Source organism: Microbacterium galbum (assembly GCF_032464915.1).
Lineage (GTDB): Bacteria > Actinomycetota > Actinomycetes > Actinomycetales > Microbacteriaceae > Microbacterium > Microbacterium galbum.
In genome coordinates this window covers 160,968-176,453 of sequence record NZ_JAWDIS010000002.1, presented here as the reverse complement: position 1 = coordinate 176,453, position 15,486 = coordinate 160,968, and the positions used below count along the sequence as shown (strand labels likewise).

At 71.0% G+C, this 15,486-nt stretch carries 15 protein-coding genes and 1 tRNA gene; 9 read left to right on the top strand and 7 right to left on the bottom strand.

The window, feature by feature from the left end:
- Window positions 1–12: 12 nt before the first annotated feature.
- A complete protein-coding gene (gene coaBC, locus RWH45_RS09985) occupies window positions 13–1,224 on the bottom strand; it encodes a bifunctional phosphopantothenoylcysteine decarboxylase/phosphopantothenate--cysteine ligase CoaBC (RefSeq protein ID WP_315994758.1) in 1,212 nt (403 codons plus the stop codon).
- A gap of 337 nt (window positions 1,225–1,561) precedes the next feature.
- On the opposite strand from coaBC, the gene RWH45_RS09980 reads away from it, so the two are divergent.
- The 8 genes from RWH45_RS09980 (at window position 1,562) to paaK (ending at window position 9,592) form a co-directional block, all read left to right on the top strand.
- Window positions 1,562–2,296: an NRDE family protein gene (locus RWH45_RS09980; RefSeq protein ID WP_315994757.1), complete on the top strand. Its 735-nt coding sequence runs from the start codon at window positions 1,562–1,564 to the stop codon at window positions 2,294–2,296.
- Window positions 2,297–2,310: 14 nt separating this feature from the next.
- Window positions 2,311–2,386: transfer RNA gene (locus RWH45_RS09975), tRNA-Arg, on the top strand.
- A 336-nt stretch (window positions 2,387–2,722) separates the two neighbouring features.
- The gene (locus tag RWH45_RS09970) at window positions 2,723–3,913 is read left to right on the top strand and encodes a thiolase family protein (RefSeq protein WP_315994756.1); all 1,191 of its coding nucleotides are present in this window, start codon (window positions 2,723–2,725) and stop codon (window positions 3,911–3,913) included.
- Window positions 3,906–4,781 (top strand): enoyl-CoA hydratase/isomerase family protein, encoded by an 876-nt coding sequence (locus RWH45_RS09965; protein ID WP_315994755.1) that lies wholly within the window; start codon window positions 3,906–3,908, stop codon window positions 4,779–4,781. Before RWH45_RS09970 ends, RWH45_RS09965 begins: the two co-directional genes overlap by 8 nt.
- The gene (locus tag RWH45_RS09960) at window positions 4,778–5,704 is read left to right on the top strand and encodes a 3-hydroxyacyl-CoA dehydrogenase family protein (RefSeq protein ID WP_315994754.1); all 927 of its coding nucleotides are present in this window, start codon (window positions 4,778–4,780) and stop codon (window positions 5,702–5,704) included. Before RWH45_RS09965 ends, RWH45_RS09960 begins: the two co-directional genes overlap by 4 nt.
- Window positions 5,701–7,746, top strand: a complete 2,046-nt coding sequence (gene paaZ, locus RWH45_RS09955) for a phenylacetic acid degradation bifunctional protein PaaZ (RefSeq protein ID WP_315994753.1) — start codon at window positions 5,701–5,703, stop codon at window positions 7,744–7,746. The genes RWH45_RS09960 and paaZ overlap by 4 nt, the downstream gene beginning before the upstream one ends.
- A complete protein-coding gene (gene paaI, locus RWH45_RS09950) occupies window positions 7,743–8,285 on the top strand; it encodes a hydroxyphenylacetyl-CoA thioesterase PaaI (RefSeq protein WP_315994752.1) in 543 nt (180 codons plus the stop codon). The genes paaZ and paaI overlap by 4 nt, the downstream gene beginning before the upstream one ends.
- Window positions 8,282–9,592, top strand: a complete 1,311-nt coding sequence (gene paaK, locus RWH45_RS09945; RefSeq protein ID WP_315994751.1) for a phenylacetate--CoA ligase PaaK — start codon at window positions 8,282–8,284, stop codon at window positions 9,590–9,592. The genes paaI and paaK overlap by 4 nt, the downstream gene beginning before the upstream one ends.
- Window positions 9,593–9,604: 12 nt before the next feature.
- Here the strand turns inward: paaK and RWH45_RS09940 are convergent, their stop codons facing one another.
- Genes RWH45_RS09940 through RWH45_RS09920 form a run of 5 tightly spaced genes read right to left on the bottom strand, consistent with a single transcriptional unit; the run spans window position 9,605 to window position 13,833 of the window.
- The gene (locus tag RWH45_RS09940; protein WP_315994750.1) at window positions 9,605–9,997 is read right to left on the bottom strand and encodes a RidA family protein; all 393 of its coding nucleotides are present in this window, start codon (window positions 9,995–9,997) and stop codon (window positions 9,605–9,607) included.
- Window positions 9,994–11,118, bottom strand: a complete 1,125-nt coding sequence (locus tag RWH45_RS09935) for an aminotransferase class V-fold PLP-dependent enzyme (protein WP_315994749.1) — start codon at window positions 11,116–11,118, stop codon at window positions 9,994–9,996. The genes RWH45_RS09940 and RWH45_RS09935 overlap by 4 nt, the downstream gene beginning before the upstream one ends.
- On the bottom strand, window positions 11,115–11,897 hold the full coding sequence (locus tag RWH45_RS09930; protein WP_315994748.1) for an amino acid ABC transporter ATP-binding protein: 783 nt from the start codon (window positions 11,895–11,897) through the stop codon (window positions 11,115–11,117). Before RWH45_RS09930 ends, RWH45_RS09935 begins: the two co-directional genes overlap by 4 nt.
- Window positions 11,894–12,868 carry an amino acid ABC transporter permease gene (locus tag RWH45_RS09925; protein ID WP_315994747.1) on the bottom strand — a complete coding sequence of 325 codons (975 nt, stop codon included), beginning with the start codon at window positions 12,866–12,868 and terminating at the stop codon, window positions 11,894–11,896. Before RWH45_RS09925 ends, RWH45_RS09930 begins: the two co-directional genes overlap by 4 nt.
- 2 nt (window positions 12,869–12,870) lie before the next feature.
- Window positions 12,871–13,833 carry an ABC transporter substrate-binding protein gene (locus tag RWH45_RS09920; RefSeq protein WP_315994746.1) on the bottom strand — a complete coding sequence of 321 codons (963 nt, stop codon included), beginning with the start codon at window positions 13,831–13,833 and terminating at the stop codon, window positions 12,871–12,873.
- 160 nt (window positions 13,834–13,993) lie between these two features.
- Between RWH45_RS09920 and RWH45_RS09915 the strand changes: the two genes are divergently transcribed.
- Complete coding sequence (locus RWH45_RS09915; RefSeq protein ID WP_315994745.1) at window positions 13,994–14,701, top strand: helix-turn-helix transcriptional regulator; 708 nt, start codon at window positions 13,994–13,996, stop codon at window positions 14,699–14,701.
- A 49-nt stretch (window positions 14,702–14,750) separates the two neighbouring features.
- On the opposite strand, the gene RWH45_RS09910 is transcribed toward RWH45_RS09915, so the two are convergent.
- Window positions 14,751–15,413: an HAD family hydrolase gene (locus RWH45_RS09910; RefSeq protein ID WP_315994744.1), complete on the bottom strand. Its 663-nt coding sequence runs from the start codon at window positions 15,411–15,413 to the stop codon at window positions 14,751–14,753.
- Window positions 15,414–15,486: the final 73 nt, after the last annotated feature.

The window sequence follows — 15,486 nt, the reverse complement described above, 5'->3', positions numbered from 1 at the left end:
GGGCGAGGCCCGTCAGTCGTGCGACGTCGCCCGCACCGCCGCGATCGCGTCGAGAAGCGCGTGCGCGGTGTCATCCTTCGATCCGGATGCCGTCGCCACGACGCGTCCGTTGCGATCCACGATCGTGAGGGCGTTGTCCGCCGCCTCGAAGCCCCGCGTCCACCCCACGGCGTTCGCGGCCAGGAGGTCGACGCCCTTCCGCGCGGCCTTGGCGCGGGCGCGCGCGAGGAGCTCGTCGTCATCGGCCACGGTCTCCGCGGCGAAAGCGACGATCGTCTGACCCGCACGCCGGGCTCCGACGAGCCCGGCCACGACGTCGCGGTTCTCGGTCAGGTGCAGCGTCAGTCCACCCGGGGAGTCCTGCTTGCGCAGCTTGTGCGCCGACACCTCGGCCACGGAGTAGTCGGCGACCGCCGCAGCCATGACGATCACATCGGCGTCGGGAGCCGTGGCATCCATCGCCCGTCCGAGTTCGTCGGCGGTTCCGACCGCCACGACCTCGACGCGGGGGTCGGGGCGCACGTCGGCGTCGAGATGCGCGGCGACGAGGGTCACCCGCGCGCCGCGGTCGGCGGCCGCGCGGGCGATCGCGACACCTTGCCGTCCGCTGGAGCGGTTGCCGAGGAAGCGGACCGGATCGATCGGCTCGCGCGTGCCCCCGGCGCTCACCACGATCGAGACGCCGTCGAGGTCACGCGGGCGTTCGACGAGGGCGAGGGCCGCGGCGGCGATCTCCTCGGGTTCCGACATGCGGCCCGGACCGGAATCGCCGCCGGTGAGCTCACCGTCAGCCGGTCCCACGACGTGCACGCCGCGGGCGCGCAGCACCTCCATGTTGTGGACGGTCGCCGAATGCCGCCACATCTCGGTGTGCATGGCCGGAGCGACCACGACGGGGGCGGTGGTCGCGAGCAGCGTCGTGCCGAGCAGGTCGGAGGCGAGCCCCGCGGCCATCGCCGCAAGGGTGTTGGCCGTCGCCGGAGCGACGATCACGAGGTCGGCCGACTGGCCGAGCGCGACGTGACGAACCTTGGCGACGTCGTCATGCACCGACGTGGTCACGGGATGGCGACTGAGCGCCTCCCAGGTGGGCAGTCCCACGAACCGCAGGGCGTCGTCGGTGGGGATCACGTGCACGTCGTGCCCGGCCTTCACCAGCAGGCGCACGAGGCCGACGGTCTTGTAGGCGGCGATGCCCCCGGTCACTCCCACCACGACGAACATCGCCCCAGTCTTCCAGGTCGCACCGGTCGGCGGGGGTGGTGCGGGCACGGCGACCGGCACAGGTGGCGCCGTCACCAGAACAGGGGATGCGACGAGAACAGGCCAATACGGCGCCGTGCGCCCTGTTCTCGTCGCATCCCCTGTTTTCAGGGCGCGGTAGGCGTGGGGCGGGTCCGGGTGCGTCGGGGCTCGGAGGTGCGGGTGCGGACGTCGGTGCCGACGCGGGGGTCACCGCCGACACCGGAACAGGGGATGCCACGAGAACAGGCCGATGTGGCGCCGTGCGCCCTGTTCTCGTGGCATCCCCTGTTTTCACGGCGCGGGTAGCGTAGAGCGGGTGTGCACCGTCGTCATCGATGTCCCCGCCGCGCCCGGTGACCCCGTACGCCTCCTCGCGGTCCGCGATGAGGACCGGGACCGCCCGTGGCGCGGCCTCGGACCGTGGTGGCCCGACCGCCCCGGGGTCCTCGGTGTGCGCGACGACCGCGCGGGCGGTGCGTGGCTGACGGTCGATCCCGATCGACGTCGGCTGGCGGTGCTCCTCAACCGCGAGGACCTTTCAACGCGCGCGGATGACGAGGTCGTCAGCCGCGGCGCGATCGCCCTCGATGCGCTGGGTGACGGCATCCCGGATCATCCTCCGACCCGCGGGTTCAACCTCGTCGAGGTGGATGCCACGGGTGCCCGCCTCGTCGAGTGGGACGGACTCGCGGTGCGGCGTACGCCGCTGAGCCCCGGTACGCACATGGTCGCTCACCACGCGGTGGACGATGCCGGGACCCCGCGCATCGCACGGTGGCTCGCGGAGTTTCGCGGCGCAGGACTCGCAGCCGACTCCGCGTGGTGGGAGCCGTGGATGCGCGTCGTGGAACAGTCGACGCACGACCCCGCGTCATCGATCCTCCGCCGCGACGCCCACGATGGCCTCGTTCTCGAGTCGCTGCTCGTCTGTGCCGCGAGTATCGGCCCGGACGGCGTCGAGATGCGCGAAGCGCGCCTGGCGGAGCCGGGGCACTGGGACGCCGGGCTCCCGTCCCGGCTGCTCACGGGCGACCCGCTGTCGCGGCGGTAGGCTGGTGGCATCCCGCCTCCGTAGCTCAGGGGATAGAGCGCCGCACTCCTAACGCGGGCGTCGCAGGTTCGAATCCTGTCGGGGGCACCATCTCGCGCCGCGGTCGGCTCTCCGGGCGCGCGCCCCTCGTTCCGGCGTCCCTCTCGACTGGCCGTACGACGTGTGCCCGCAGGTGGCCCCGGGGCCATCCGCGGCGTCTGCGACATCGCTTGGGCCTCGCCCGCGTCGCTCGCGTCGAGGTCGAGGCCGTCGTCTCTCTCGCGTAGTGGTCGAGGCCGTGCCCTCGCCCCCCGCCCTCGCCCTCGACCTCAGTCGCCCCGTTGCCCCCGCGTCCGCCGCATGGCATTATTACTGAACGATCGGTCGGAAAACCTCGCAGTCGAGGTGGACGCGACCCCGCCAGAGCCGGCGGGGGAGAGGATGGCGATGTCGCAGGCGTTTCTCATCGGCGGTGCGCGCACCCCGGTCGGGCGGTACGGCGGGTCGTTGGCATCCGTTCGTCCCGACGATCTCGCGGCCCTCGTGGTCGGTGAGGCCGTGACCCGCGCGGGTGTTCCCGCCGAGGCGATCGACGAGGTGATCCTCGGCGCGGCGAACCAGGCCGGCGAGGACAACCGCAACGTCGCGCGCATGGCCGTGCTGCTCGCAGGCCTCCCGGATGCCATCCCCGGCCTCACCGTGAACCGCCTCTGCGCCTCGGGGATGAGCGCGATCGCGCTCGCCGCCCAGGCCGTGCGGGCGGGCGACGCCGACATCGTCGTTGCGGGCGGGGTGGAGTCGATGACGCGCGCGCCCTGGGTGCAGGCGAAGCCCTCGAAAGCATGGGCGAAGCCGGGCGACGCTTTCGACACCTCGATCGGCTGGCGCTTCACCAACCCGCGTCTCGCCGCGCGCGACAAAGCGACGTTCACCATGCCCGAGACGGCCGAGGAGGTCGCGCGCGTCGACGGCATCTCGCGCGCCGACGCCGACGCGTTCGCGCTGCGGAGTCACGAGCGGGCGGTGCGGGCGCAGGATGCCGGGCACTTCCGCGACGAGATCGTCGCCGTCGACACCGGTCGGGGCCTCATCGACACCGACGAAGGACCGCGGCGTGACACCTCGCTCGATGCGCTCGCCGGGCTCCGACCCGTCGTGAAGGGCGGGGAGGTCGTGACGGCGGGCAACTCCAGCTCGCTCAACGACGGAGCCTCCGCGATCGTCGTCGCCAGCGCCGACGCGGTCGAACGCTACGGCCTGCGCCCCCGCGCGCGGATCGTCGCCCACGCCTCCGCCGGTCTCGCGCCGGAGATCATGGGGCTCGGCCCCGTGCCCGCGACCGAGAAGGCTCTCGCGAAGGCAGGGCTGTCGGCATCCGATCTGGGGGCGGTCGAACTCAACGAGGCGTTCGCGTCGCAGTCGCTCGCGTGCATGCGTCGGCTGGGGCTCGACCCCGAGATCGTCAACGCCGACGGCGGGGCGATCGCTCTCGGACATCCGCTGGGGTCGAGCGGCTCGCGGCTTCTCGTGACGCTGCTCGGTCGGCTCGAGCGCGAGGACGCGCGCTACGGCCTGGCGACCATGTGCGTCGGCGTCGGGCAGGGCACGGCGATGATCGTGGAGCGGGTCGATGGCTGAGACGCACACGCCGGCAACCTCGGCCCAGGTCGATGCGCCAGCGCAGGTCCCTGAGCCTGTCGAAGGGACCCGGGCCGGCGGAGACCTGGGGCCGGGGGCTTCGACGAGCTCAGCCACCGGGGCGACGGGCTCGACACCGCGCATCCGCATCGACGACCGCGCCGATCGCGTCGTCGCCACCCTCGACCGGCCGGAGCGCCGCAACGCGATCGACCAGGCGATGATCGACGAATTCCACGCCCTCTGTGAGGAGCTGGAGGAGCGCCCGCGCACGCTCATCATCACCGGCGCCGGGGGGATCTTCGCCGCCGGGGCCGACATCGCGCAGTTGCGCGAACGCACCGGCGACGACGCGCGCCGCGGGATCAATGCGACCGCGTTCGATCGCATCCGCCGCCTGCCGATGCCCGTGATCGCGGCCGTCGACGGCTTCGCGCTCGGCGGGGGAGCCGAGCTCGCCTATGCGGCCGACATCCGCATCGGCACCCCGCGTGTGCGATTCGGCAACCCCGAGCCGGGGCTCGGCATCATCGCCGCGGCCGGAGCGTCGTGGCGGCTGCCCGAGATCGTCGGCCACGCCCGCGCGAGCGAGCTTCTGCTGACGGCGCGGGTGATCGACGCCGACGAGGCCCTCGCGTGGGGACTGCTGTCGAGCGTGCACGAGCCCGACGCGCTGCTGGACGCCGCCCACGCGATCGCCGACCGCATCGCCGCGAATTCCGCGCGCGCGACCATCCTCACCAAGCGCGCCCTGCTCGCGCCCCGCGCGGAGCACCCCGCCATCGACGGCGAACTCCAGGCCGAGCTGTTCGACAGCGCCGACAAGCGCGCGCGCATGACCGCGTTCCTCGAGAGGAAGAAGAAGTGACCCTCCCCGAGACCACGTCTCCAGCCCACGCCCTCGCCGGAACCGCCGCCGCGCCGCGCCCCTCGACCGACCGGGTCCCCGCGTCCGTGCCCACCAGCGTCGGCGTGCTCGGCGGGGGCCGCATGGGAGCCGGGATCGCGCACGCGTTCCTGCTCGCCGGTGCCCGCGTGCACGTCGTCGAGCGCGACGCCGCGGCCGCCGAGGCCGCCCGCGAGCGCGTCGAGACCGCTCTGGCCCGCTCCGCGCAGAAGGGCATCGAGATCCCGGATGCCGACACCTTGACCACCGGCGTCGACACCGCCGCGTTCGCCGACGCGGGCCTCGTGATCGAGGCCGTCCCCGAGGATCGCGCGCTCAAAGTCGACGCCCTCGCGCGGATCGAGGGGGCCGTGCACGACGACGCGGTCGTGGCATCCAACACCTCCTCCATCTCGATCGATGCGCTCGCCGCCGCGCTCCGCCGCCCGCAGCGGTTCCTCGGCCTGCACTTCTTCAACCCCGTCCCGGCATCGGCGCTGGTCGAGGTCGTCACCGGGTCGCGCAGCGAACCGCAGGTCGTCGGCGCGGCGACCGACTGGGTCGAGGCCATCGGCAAGACCGCCGTCGTCGTGCGCGATGCGCCGGGCTTCGCGTCCAGCCGCCTGGGCGTCGCCCTGGGGCTCGAAGCGATCCGCATGCTCGAAGAAGGCGTCGCGTCGGCGCACGACATCGACACGGCGATGGAGCTGGGGTACCGGCATCCGATGGGCCCCCTCCGCACGACCGACATCGTCGGGCTCGACGTGCGCCTGGGCATCGCCGAAGAACTCGAGCGCGCGTTCGGCGCGCGTTTCACCCCGCCCGCGCTGCTGCGAGAGCTCGTCGCCCAGGGGCACCTGGGTCGCAAGACCGGCCGCGGATTCTACGAATGGAGCGAACGATGACGTTTCTGCCGAGCTACGTGAAGGGTGCGTGGTGGACGCCGGACGGCGACCCCGACGCGGCGATCGTGCGGGACGCGTCGACGGGGGAGGAGATCGTGCGGGTCAGCACGCGCGGGCTCGACCTCGAGGGTGCCGTCGCCTACGCACGGCGCGAAGGCCAGAAGAGCATCGGCGCCCTCACCTTCCACCAGCGCGCGATGGTGCTGAAGAACCTCGCGATCGCGCTGAACGACCGCCGCGAAGAGCTCTACGCCCTCTCGGAGCGTTCCGGCTCGACCCGCCGCGACTCGCTCAGCGACGTCGACGGCGGCATCGGCGTGCTCTTCACCTTCTCGTCGAAGGCCCGTCGCGAACTCCCCGCCGGAAAGGTCGTGCTCGACGGACCGGTCGAGCCGCTGTCGAAGGACGGCTCCTTCCTCGGTCGGCACGTGTACACGCGCCTGCCCGGTGTCGCGGTGCAGATCAACGCCTTCAACTTCCCGATGTGGGGGGCGCTCGAGAAGTTCGCCCCCGCGTTCCTCGCCGGGCTCCCGACGATCGTGAAGCCCGCGACCCCGACGGCGTACATCGCCGAGGCGTGGGTGCGGATGGTCGTCGAGACCGGCCTCCTGCCCGAGGGTGCCCTGCAGCTGATCAGCGGGAGCGTCCCGGGCCTGTTCGACCTCCTCGACCTCGGCGACACCGTCGGCTTCACCGGCAGCGCCTCCACCGCCCAGCGCCTCCGCGCCCAGGCGAGGCCCGGGGTGCGGTTCACGAGCGAGACCGACTCGATCAACGCCTCGATCCTCGGCCCCGACGCGGTACCCGGCACCCCCGAGTTCGACGCCTACGTGAAGCAGCTGCTCGTGGAGCTGACGACCAAGGCGGGGCAGAAGTGCACCGCGATCCGCCGCGCGATCGTGCCGGCGGGAATGACGGATGCCGTGGCCGAGGCGCTGCGCGACAAGATCGCCGAGCGCGTGGTCGTCGGCGACCCGCGCGCCGAGGGCGTCACGATGGGCCCGGTCGTCTCGCGCGAGCAGCGCGACGAGGTGCTGCGGCAGGTGACGGCGCTCCAGGCGGCAGGAGGGCGGTTCGTCGTCGGCTCGGCCGAGGCGCCCGAGGGCACACCCGAAGAGGGGGCGTTCCTCCGGCCCATGCTCCTGGCCTTCGCGGATGCCGCGACCCCGGCCGTCAACGACATCGAGGCGTTCGGGCCGGTCGCGAGCATCGTCGAATACGCCGACGTCGCCGAGGCCGCGACCATCGTGGGCCGGGGCGGCGGCTCGCTCGTCACGAGCATCGCCACCCACGACCCCGACGTCGCGACCGAACTGCTCACCCGCATGGGCGCGATGAACGGCCGCGTGCTCTTCCTCGACCGCGACGATGCGCGCACCTCGACCGGCCACGGCGCCCCCGTGCCGCACCTCGTGCACGGCGGGCCCGGTCGGGCGGGTGGCGGCGAGGAGCTCGGCGGCATCCGCTCCGTCCTCCACTCCATGCAGCGCACCGCGATTCAGGGTTCGCCGCGCATGCTGACCGCGCTCACCGGGGTGTGGCATCCGGGAGCCGAGACCGACTCCACGGGGACGCACCCGTTCCGCAAACCCCTCTCGGATCTCCGGATCGGGGATGCCGTGGAGTCGGCCGAGCGAGAGGTCACCCTCGACGACATCGAGGTGTTCGCGAGATTCACCGGCGACACGTTCTACGCGCACATGGACGAGGAGTCGGCCGCGGCGAACCCGTTCTTCCCGGGACGCGTCGCGCACGGGTACCTGCTCGTGTCGTGGGCGGCAGGGCTCTTCGTCGACCCCGCGCCGGGTCCCGTGCTGGCGAACTCGGGCCTCGAGAACCTCCGCTTCGTCACCCCCGTCTCACCCGGCGACCGCATCCGCGTGTCGCTCACGGCGAAGCAGATCACCCCGCGCGAGACCGACGAGTACGGCGAGGTGCGGTGGGATGCCGTGATCCGCAACCAGGACGACGAGATCGTCGCGCAGTACGACGTGCTCACGCTCGTGGCCAAGACGTGGGCTCCGGTGGCGGTGCCGGCATGAGTCTGCGGCCGATGATGCAGCGCGATCAGGCATCCGCGATGCTCGGCATGGTCGTCGAACACGACGCGCCCGGAGAATCGCGGGTGTCGATGACCGTGCGCGACGACATGCTGAACGGCTTCGCCATCACCCACGGCGGGCTCGTCTTCACCCTCGCCGACACGGCCTTCGCGATCGCCTGCAACGAGGACGAGCGCGTGACGGTCGCCGGCGGCGCCGACATCACGTTCTTGAAGTCCACGACAGCCGGGCAGACGCTCACGGCGACGGCTGCGCGCCGCGCCCGCAGCGGCCGGACAGGCTTGTACGACATCCGGGTGACGGATGAGACGGGCGACCTCGTCGCCGAGGTGCGCGGCCGCAGCATCACGACGGACCGGCGTCCGCCGGTTCCGGTCCCTTCGACGAGCTCAGGGACCTCTGACGTGGCGGTGAGCTCTGACGCGCCGGTGGCTGAGCCTGTCGACGCCTCCGGCCCCCGACCCGCGAACGACCCCCAGCGCAACGCCGCGCTCACGACCACGGAGGTGTCCCGATGACCCTGACCACCGCATCGCGCCCGGACTTCCTGGCATCCGTCGATCCCACCGGCATCCCGCTCGACAGGCTCCGCGCCCTGCAGCTCGAGCGCCTGCAGTGGACCGTGCGCCACGCGTACGACAACGTCGCGCTGTACCGCCGGACGTTCGACGAGGCCGGTGTGCACCCCGACGACATCCGCTCGCTCGACGACATCCGCCTGCTGCCGTTCACGACGAAGGCCGACCTCCGTGAGACCTACCCCTTCGGGATGTTCGCCGTGCCGATGTCGGATGTCCGCCGCATCCACGCCTCCTCCGGCTCGACCGGGCGTCCCACGGTGGTCGGATACACCGCCGGCGACCTCGACCGCTGGGCCGACCTCGTCGCGCGCTCGCTGAGCGCGGCCGGCATCCGCGCGGGCGATCGCGTGCACAACGCGTACGGCTACGGCCTGTTCACCGGGGGCCTCGGCGCGCACGCGGGCATCGAGCGGCTCGGGGCGACCGTCATCCCGATGTCGGGTGGGCAGACCGCGCGCCAGGCCCAGCTCATCCAGGACTTCGAACCGGATGCCATCCTCTGCACGCCCAGCTACCTCTTGACGATCGCCGACGCGTTGGAGGCCGCGGGTGTCGACCCGCGATCCACCTCGCTCAAGGTCGCCGTGCTCGGCGCGGAGCCCTGGACCAACGAGATGCGACGCGAGATCGAGCGCCGGCTCGACCTCGTCGCCGTCGACATCTACGGCCTGAGCGAGGTGATGGGCCCGGGCGTGGCATCCGAGAGCGCCCTCACCAAAGACGGCCCGCACGTGTGGGAGGACCACTTCCTCCCCGAGACGATCGACGGCGAGACCGGCGAGCCCGTCGCCGACGGCGAGCTCGGCGAGCTCGTCTTCACCTCCCTCACAAAGGAGGCGTTCCCGGTCATCCGCTACCGCACCCGCGACCTCACCCGGCTGCACCCCGGCACGGCGTTCCCGTCGATGCGCCGCATCGAGAAGATCACCGGCCGCAACGACGACATGATCATCCTGCGCGGCGTGAACCTCTTCCCGACGCAGATCGAGGAGATCGTGATGGGCATCGAGACCCTCACGCCCCACTTCGTGCTCGAGCTGCGGCGCGAGGGGCGGATGGATGCCATGACCGTCCGCATCGAGAGGCATCCGGCCCTGGAACGCGAGGTGTGCGAAGCCGCCGGCCTCGTGCTGCAGCAGCGCATCAAGGTGCTCATCGGCACGACGGTCGACGTGCGCGTCGAGGAGCCGGGCGTCCTTCCCCGCAGCGAGGGCAAGTACAAGCGGGTCTACGACCTGCGCTGATCCGCGGGGCCCTCAGTCTCCGCAGACGGCGATGAATTCGATCTCGACCTTCGCGCCGCGGGGGAGGGCGGCGACCTGGTAGGCCGCACGAGCGGGCAGCACCGCGCCGGTGAAGCGTTCGCCGTAGACCTCGTTCACCGCGGCGAAGTCGGCGATGTCGGTCAGCAGGATCGTGGTCTTGACCACGCGGTCCATGCTCGAGCCGGCGGCGGCGAGGATGGCGGCGCCGTTGCTCAGCGACTGCGCGGCCTGGGCGCGCACGTCGGCGCCGACGAGCTCTCCCGTCGCGGGGTCGAGGGGCAGCTGTCCCGAGACGAAGACGAGTTCCCCGGTGCGGACGGCCTGCGAGTAGGCGCCGATGGCGGCGGGGGCTTCGGGCGAGGTCACGGTGGAGATGATGGTCATGGGGTTCCCTTCAGGGCGTCGATGGCGGCGTCGACCGCGGACGACGAGGTGGTGGCGTGCACACTCAAGCGCACACGGTCGGAACCGTGCGCGGTGGCCGTCACACCGCGCTCGGCGAGACGCGCGACGGTCGTGGGGGCCGATCGGTCGGCGACGTGCGCCACGACGATGCCGGCGCGCGCACCGTCCTCCTGTGGTGACAGCACGGGGAAACCGGCATCCGTCAGCGCGGTCGACAACTGACCGGTCCTGTCGGCGATGCGCCGGCCGACGGTCGGTACGCCGACGCTCTCCAGCAGCTCGAGAGCGGTCGCGAGGGCACCTGAGCTGAACGGGGAGGCGTTGGTGATCGACAGGCGTTGCGCTCCGGGAAGAGCCGGGTGCGGACGTCCGTCGTAGAGCCCCGCCTCCTCGACGCCGGTCCAGCCGCCGAGAAGGGGACGGAGGCGCTCCAGCGCCCGCGGGGACAGCGCCAGGAAGCCGGTTCCCCATCCGGCTCGGAGCCACTTCTGTCCGCCGACGACCAGCGCATCCGCCAGCGTCCAATCGGCCTCGATGACGCCGAACCCCTGGATGCCGTCGACGATGAGAAGCCGGTCGCCAACGGCGTCGCGGAGCGCAGCGAGGTCCGCACGGGCTCCGGTGCGGAAGTCGACGGCACTGACGGCGACGGCCACGGTATCGGCCGTGACGGCCTCGGCGACGCGCGCGGCGGTGACCGGGGCCAGGGGGACTCCGGCGACGGGAGGCAGGGTCCGCACCCGGGTGAGGCCCGCCTCCTCCGACCGCCACCACGCGTACAGGTTGGAGGGGAACTCCGCCGCGCTGACGAGGACCTCGCCCGGCGGCAATCCGAAGGCGATCTGGAACAGCCCGAGGGAGGTGCTGCTGGTCAGGGTCACGGCATCCGGAGCGAAGCCGCTCAGACGGGAGACTGCCGCGAGGGCGCGCCGGTCTTCGGCATGCAGCCGTGCGGAGGCCTCGCCGTCCGCGGCCGCCTGGGCGAGCCCGCCGATCGTGTCGACCACGGCCTGCGACGGAGGACCGTAGCTGGCGAAGTTGAGATACCCGCTCGGTTCGCGGAACGCTGCGAGGTATCTCTCCCAGGCCGTCGAGCTCATGCCAGCACCCGCTGCAGGAACTGCCGCGTCCGCGCCTCGCGAGGGTCGCCGAGCACCTGCTCCACCGGCCCCTCCTCGACGATGCCGGCATCGGCCATGAACACCACGCGATCCGCGACCTCGCGGGCGAACGCCATCTCGTGCGTGACGACGAGCATCGTCATCCCCTCCCGAGCGAGGTCGCCCATCACCGTCAGGACCTCGCCGACGAGCTCCGGGTCCAGGGCCGAGGTCGGTTCGTCGAACAACAGGAACAGCGGCTTCATGGCCACCGCCCGGGCGATCGCGACGCGTTGCCGCTGACCGCCCGACAGCTGGCTCGGATACGCGTCGATCCGTTCGCCTAGGCCGACCCGTTCGAGGATCGCGACGGCCTCCGCCCGCACCTCTTTCGACGGTCGACGCTGCACGCGCACCGGCCCCTCCATCACGTTGCCGAGCACCGTGAGATGCGGGAAGAGATTGAAGTGCTGGAAGACCATCGCCGTCTTCGCGCGCTGCGCCGACAGGCGGCGCTCCGTCAACTCGTGCAGTTTGCCGTCGCGGAGCTCGTAGCCCATGGGTTCGCCGCCCACCCAGACCTCGCCGCTGTCGGGCTCCTCGAGACGGTTCAGCGTGCGCAGGAACGTGGACTTCCCGGCGCCGGACGGGCCGATGATGCAGACGACCTCGCCGCTGCGGACGGTGAGCGACACGTCGCTCAGCACCACATTGTGTCCGTAGGACTTCGTGATGCGCACCGCTTCGAGAACAGGTGCGGCGTCGGGGGTGACGGTCATTTCTCGCTCCTCATCAGCGGGGGACGGCCGAGATCGCCGACGATCTTCCGGCGAAGGGCGCGTGCGTTGCGCGGACCGCCGGGCCGGCGATCCTGACGGTCGAAGGCGCGCTCGAGGTAGAACTGCCCGACGCTGGCGACACTGACGATCACCATGTACCAGATGGCCGCGGCGATGAGCGTCTCCATGACCTGCAGGTTGAACGACGAGATGTTGTTGGCGGCACGGATGAGCTCGACGTACCCGATCACGGATGCCATGGCCGTGCCCTTGAGCATGTTGATGAAGTCGTTGCCGGTCGGGGGGATGATGATGCGCATCGCCTGGGGGAGCACGATCCGCGCCATGCGCTGCATCGGGGTCTGGCCGATGGACTGCGCGGCCTCGATCTGGCCACGGTCGACGCTCTTGAGGCCCGCGCGGACGATCTCCGCCATGTACGCGCTCTCGTTGAGCGCGAGGCCCAGGAACGCCGCGATGAAGGTGGTCATGACGGCATTCGTGCTCACGTCGACGAAGAGCACGTCGGTGAACGGGATGCCGACCTGCAGGCGCGGGAAGATCAGCGCGAGGTTGTACCAGAGCAGGATCTGCAGCAGTACCGGCAATCCGCGGAACAACCAGGTGTACCCGGCCGCGAAAGCCTGGGCGACGGGGTTCTTCGAGATGCGCATGAGAGCGATGACGACACCGATGACGATCGCACTCAGCTGGGCGACGACCGCGAGCACGATGGTGCCGACGAGACCTTGAAGGATGATCGGCGAGATCACGTAGTACGGGATGTCGCCGTAGGAGATGTCACCCTGCGAGGCGGCGGCGATGAGGGCGACCAGCAGGAGCACGATGACGACTCCGCTGACCCACCGCCCCCAGTGCTTCAGTCGGACCTGGGGGAGGAGGGGCCGTTCCCCGCCCGCGGCGGGCGACGGACCGCGTCCATCGCCCAGCCGGGATGTGGAGATCGACACCGTCACTTGCCCCCGTTGACGACGGCCTCGGTCACGGCGCCGGAGGAGATCCCCCAGGAGTCGAGGATCTCGGCGTAGGTGCCGTCGTCGATGAGCGCATCGAGCGCCTGGGCCATCGCATCGCGCAGGCCGGCGTTGTCCTTGGTGACGCCGATGCCGTAGGGGGCTCCGTCGATGACGTCGCCCGGCACGACCTCGAACGCGTTTCCGTCCTGAGTGGTCTGCGAGATGTAGACCGCGCTCGGGAGGTCGTTGACGATCGCGTCGATCCGTCCCGTGCGCAGCTGGGTCTGGTTCTGGCTGTCGCTGTCGGTGACGACGACCTCCACGGCCTCCTTGCCGTCGGCGGTGCAGTCCGCGCTGGTGGACTCGGCGAACTCCTGCTGGCTCGTGCCTGTGACGACGGCCACGGAGTGACCGCACAGCGTGTCGGGTCCGGTGATCCCGGCGGGGTTGTCCTTCTGCACCATGATCGTGATGCCGGACGTCAGGTAATCGACGAAGTCGATGGCCTGCTGACGCTCGGCTGTGTCGTTCATCGCGGCGATGGTGACGTCGACGCGTCCCGACTGCAGGCTCGTGATGAGCGAGCCGAAGTCCTGGTTCTCGTACTGCACGTCGAGGCCGAGCTTCTTGGCGATCGCGGTGATGAGGTCGTGGTCCGACCCCACGACGGTGGAACCGTCTGCGGCGTAGAAGTTGTTCGGGGGAGACTGCACGTTCGAGCCGACGACGAGCTGTCCGGCGTCGCTGATCGTGCTCGGGACCATCGCGACGAGTGCGTCGTCGGCGCCGACGCCGTCGAGCAGCGCGGACGTGTCGGGAATCGACGATGCGGCGCCGTCGGTCTGCGCATCACCGGGCTGGGGTGCGCTCGGGCCGCCGCACGCGGAGAGCGAGAGGGTGAGGGCGGCGCTCGCGGCGAGAGCGCCGATGGCGGTGAGGGTGCGGGCGTGACGGGTCATGTAGGGGGGGGCCTTTCCAAACGTCGTTGTCATCGGAAGCTATCGACTCCGCGGCGATAATAAGAGAATATTATCATGATGAAGCAGAATTGTTACGTGCGCGCAATCTAAATTGACCATCACGTCGATGCGGAAGACGCGGCGGGGGAGGAGATCGGTGATGAGACGGACGGTCGTCGATGAGACGCGAGTGATGCGGCCGGAGTTCGCGCCCTATCTGCCGATGATGGACTTCCTCGCGGAGCTGCTCGGACCCCGCACCGAGGTGGTCCTGCACGACACCAGCGACGTGAGCCGCTCCATCGTCGCCCTCACCAACGGTCACGTGAGCGGCCGTTCCGTCGGCGGCCCGGCGACGGATCTCGTGCTCAAGGTGCTGCAGAATCACGAGCACGACGATCGGGACTTCCTCGCGAATTACCTGGCCGTCTCGCGGACGGGCGGCGCCTTCCGCTCTTCCACGTTCTTCATCCGCGACAGGGTGGGTGCCGTCGTCGGCATGCTCTGCGTCAACGTCGACGATGAGCCGCTCCGCCGCGCGCGTGATCTCCTCGAGGCCATCACGGCGACCACCGGCGTGCCGAAAGCGGTGGTGGACCCGGGTGTCGGCACCGCCGCGCCCGTCGCGGAGCGACTCAGCGCGAGTGTCGACGAGCTGGCCCTGGACGGCATCGATCGCATCGTCGCCGCTCGAGGTGTCGAGCCTCATCGCATGAGCGTGCAGGAGAAGACCTCGACGGTCGGTGAGCTGGAGCGCGCGGGCGTCTTCTTGCTGAAGGGCGCGGTGGCGCAGGTGGCGACCGCCCTCCAGGTGTCGGAGCCGACGGTCTACCGCTACCTCGCGCAGGTGCGACGCTCCCGGGTCTGAGCGTTCCCCACGACGACTCGATCTCGGCCGGCGACCGCGCGGTCGCCGCTCACACGCCGGGCCGCGCGAGCGGGGTGCCGTCGAGGCCGTCGATGAGATCGCGCAGGCTGTCGAAGACCCGGACGGCGCCTGCGTCGTGAAGCTCGTCGACGGAGAACCCGCCGGTGCGCACCGCGACCGTGTCGACGCCGGCGTCGCCGGCCGCCACGGCATCCCAGGGGGAGTCTCCGATCATGATCCCGCCCGTGCCGGACACGCGGGCGAGGGCCGTCTGCACGAGGTCGGGGGCGGGTTTGCTGGCGGTCACGTCGTCGGAGGTCGTCCATGCGTCGGCGATGTCGCGCGCCTCGACGAGGTCGAGGAAATGCTCGACGTGGTCGCTCTTGCCGGAGCTGGCGAGCACGACCTGGAATCCGCGCTTCTTGACCTCGAGGAGCAGATCGTGCGCTCCGTCGAAGGGGCGCACCTCGTCGATGAGCGGTTCGAACTCCTCGGCCCACGCGGCACGCAGGTCGTCGCCGTGCGCGCGTTCGACCCTGTCGTCGGTGAGGGAGGGTACGAGCTGATCGCCGCCCATGCCGATCGCGCGGTGGATGCGCCAGATCGGCAGCACGATGTCGAAGCGGCGGAATGACCGGTACCAGGCGAGGGCGTGCTGGTAGTTGGTGTCGACGAGGGTGCCGTCGACGTCGAAGATCGCGGTGTCTGCCATGGGGTTCCGTCTTCCGGTCGTGGTCGGGTGCATGCAGCCCACACGCCGCCGCGCGCGAGGTCAGTCCCATTGC

What these genes read in the sequence shown, in the direction of transcription:
- RWH45_RS09930 (WP_315994748.1), bottom strand. Translation starts at nt 11,897, where the DNA reads ATGACCGTCACCCCCGACGCCGCACCTGTTCTCGAAGCGGTGCGCATC.
- RWH45_RS09935 (WP_315994749.1), bottom strand. Translation starts at nt 11,118, where the DNA reads ATGAGCTCGACGGCCTGGGAGAGATACCTCGCAGCGTTCCGCGAACCG.
- coaBC (WP_315994758.1), bottom strand. Translation starts at nt 1,224, where the DNA reads ATGTTCGTCGTGGTGGGAGTGACCGGGGGCATCGCCGCCTACAAGACC.
- RWH45_RS09910 (WP_315994744.1), bottom strand. Translation starts at nt 15,413, where the DNA reads ATGGCAGACACCGCGATCTTCGACGTCGACGGCACCCTCGTCGACACC.
- RWH45_RS09940 (WP_315994750.1), bottom strand. Translation starts at nt 9,997, where the DNA reads ATGACCATCATCTCCACCGTGACCTCGCCCGAAGCCCCCGCCGCCATC.
- paaZ (WP_315994753.1), top strand. Translation starts at nt 5,701, where the DNA reads ATGACGTTTCTGCCGAGCTACGTGAAGGGTGCGTGGTGGACGCCGGAC.
- paaI (WP_315994752.1), top strand. Translation starts at nt 7,743, where the DNA reads ATGAGTCTGCGGCCGATGATGCAGCGCGATCAGGCATCCGCGATGCTC.
- RWH45_RS09970 (WP_315994756.1), top strand. Translation starts at nt 2,723, where the DNA reads ATGTCGCAGGCGTTTCTCATCGGCGGTGCGCGCACCCCGGTCGGGCGG.
- RWH45_RS09915 (WP_315994745.1), top strand. Translation starts at nt 13,994, where the DNA reads ATGAGACGGACGGTCGTCGATGAGACGCGAGTGATGCGGCCGGAGTTC.
- RWH45_RS09920 (WP_315994746.1), bottom strand. Translation starts at nt 13,833, where the DNA reads ATGACCCGTCACGCCCGCACCCTCACCGCCATCGGCGCTCTCGCCGCG.
- paaK (WP_315994751.1), top strand. Translation starts at nt 8,282, where the DNA reads ATGACCCTGACCACCGCATCGCGCCCGGACTTCCTGGCATCCGTCGAT.
- RWH45_RS09965 (WP_315994755.1), top strand. Translation starts at nt 3,906, where the DNA reads ATGGCTGAGACGCACACGCCGGCAACCTCGGCCCAGGTCGATGCGCCA.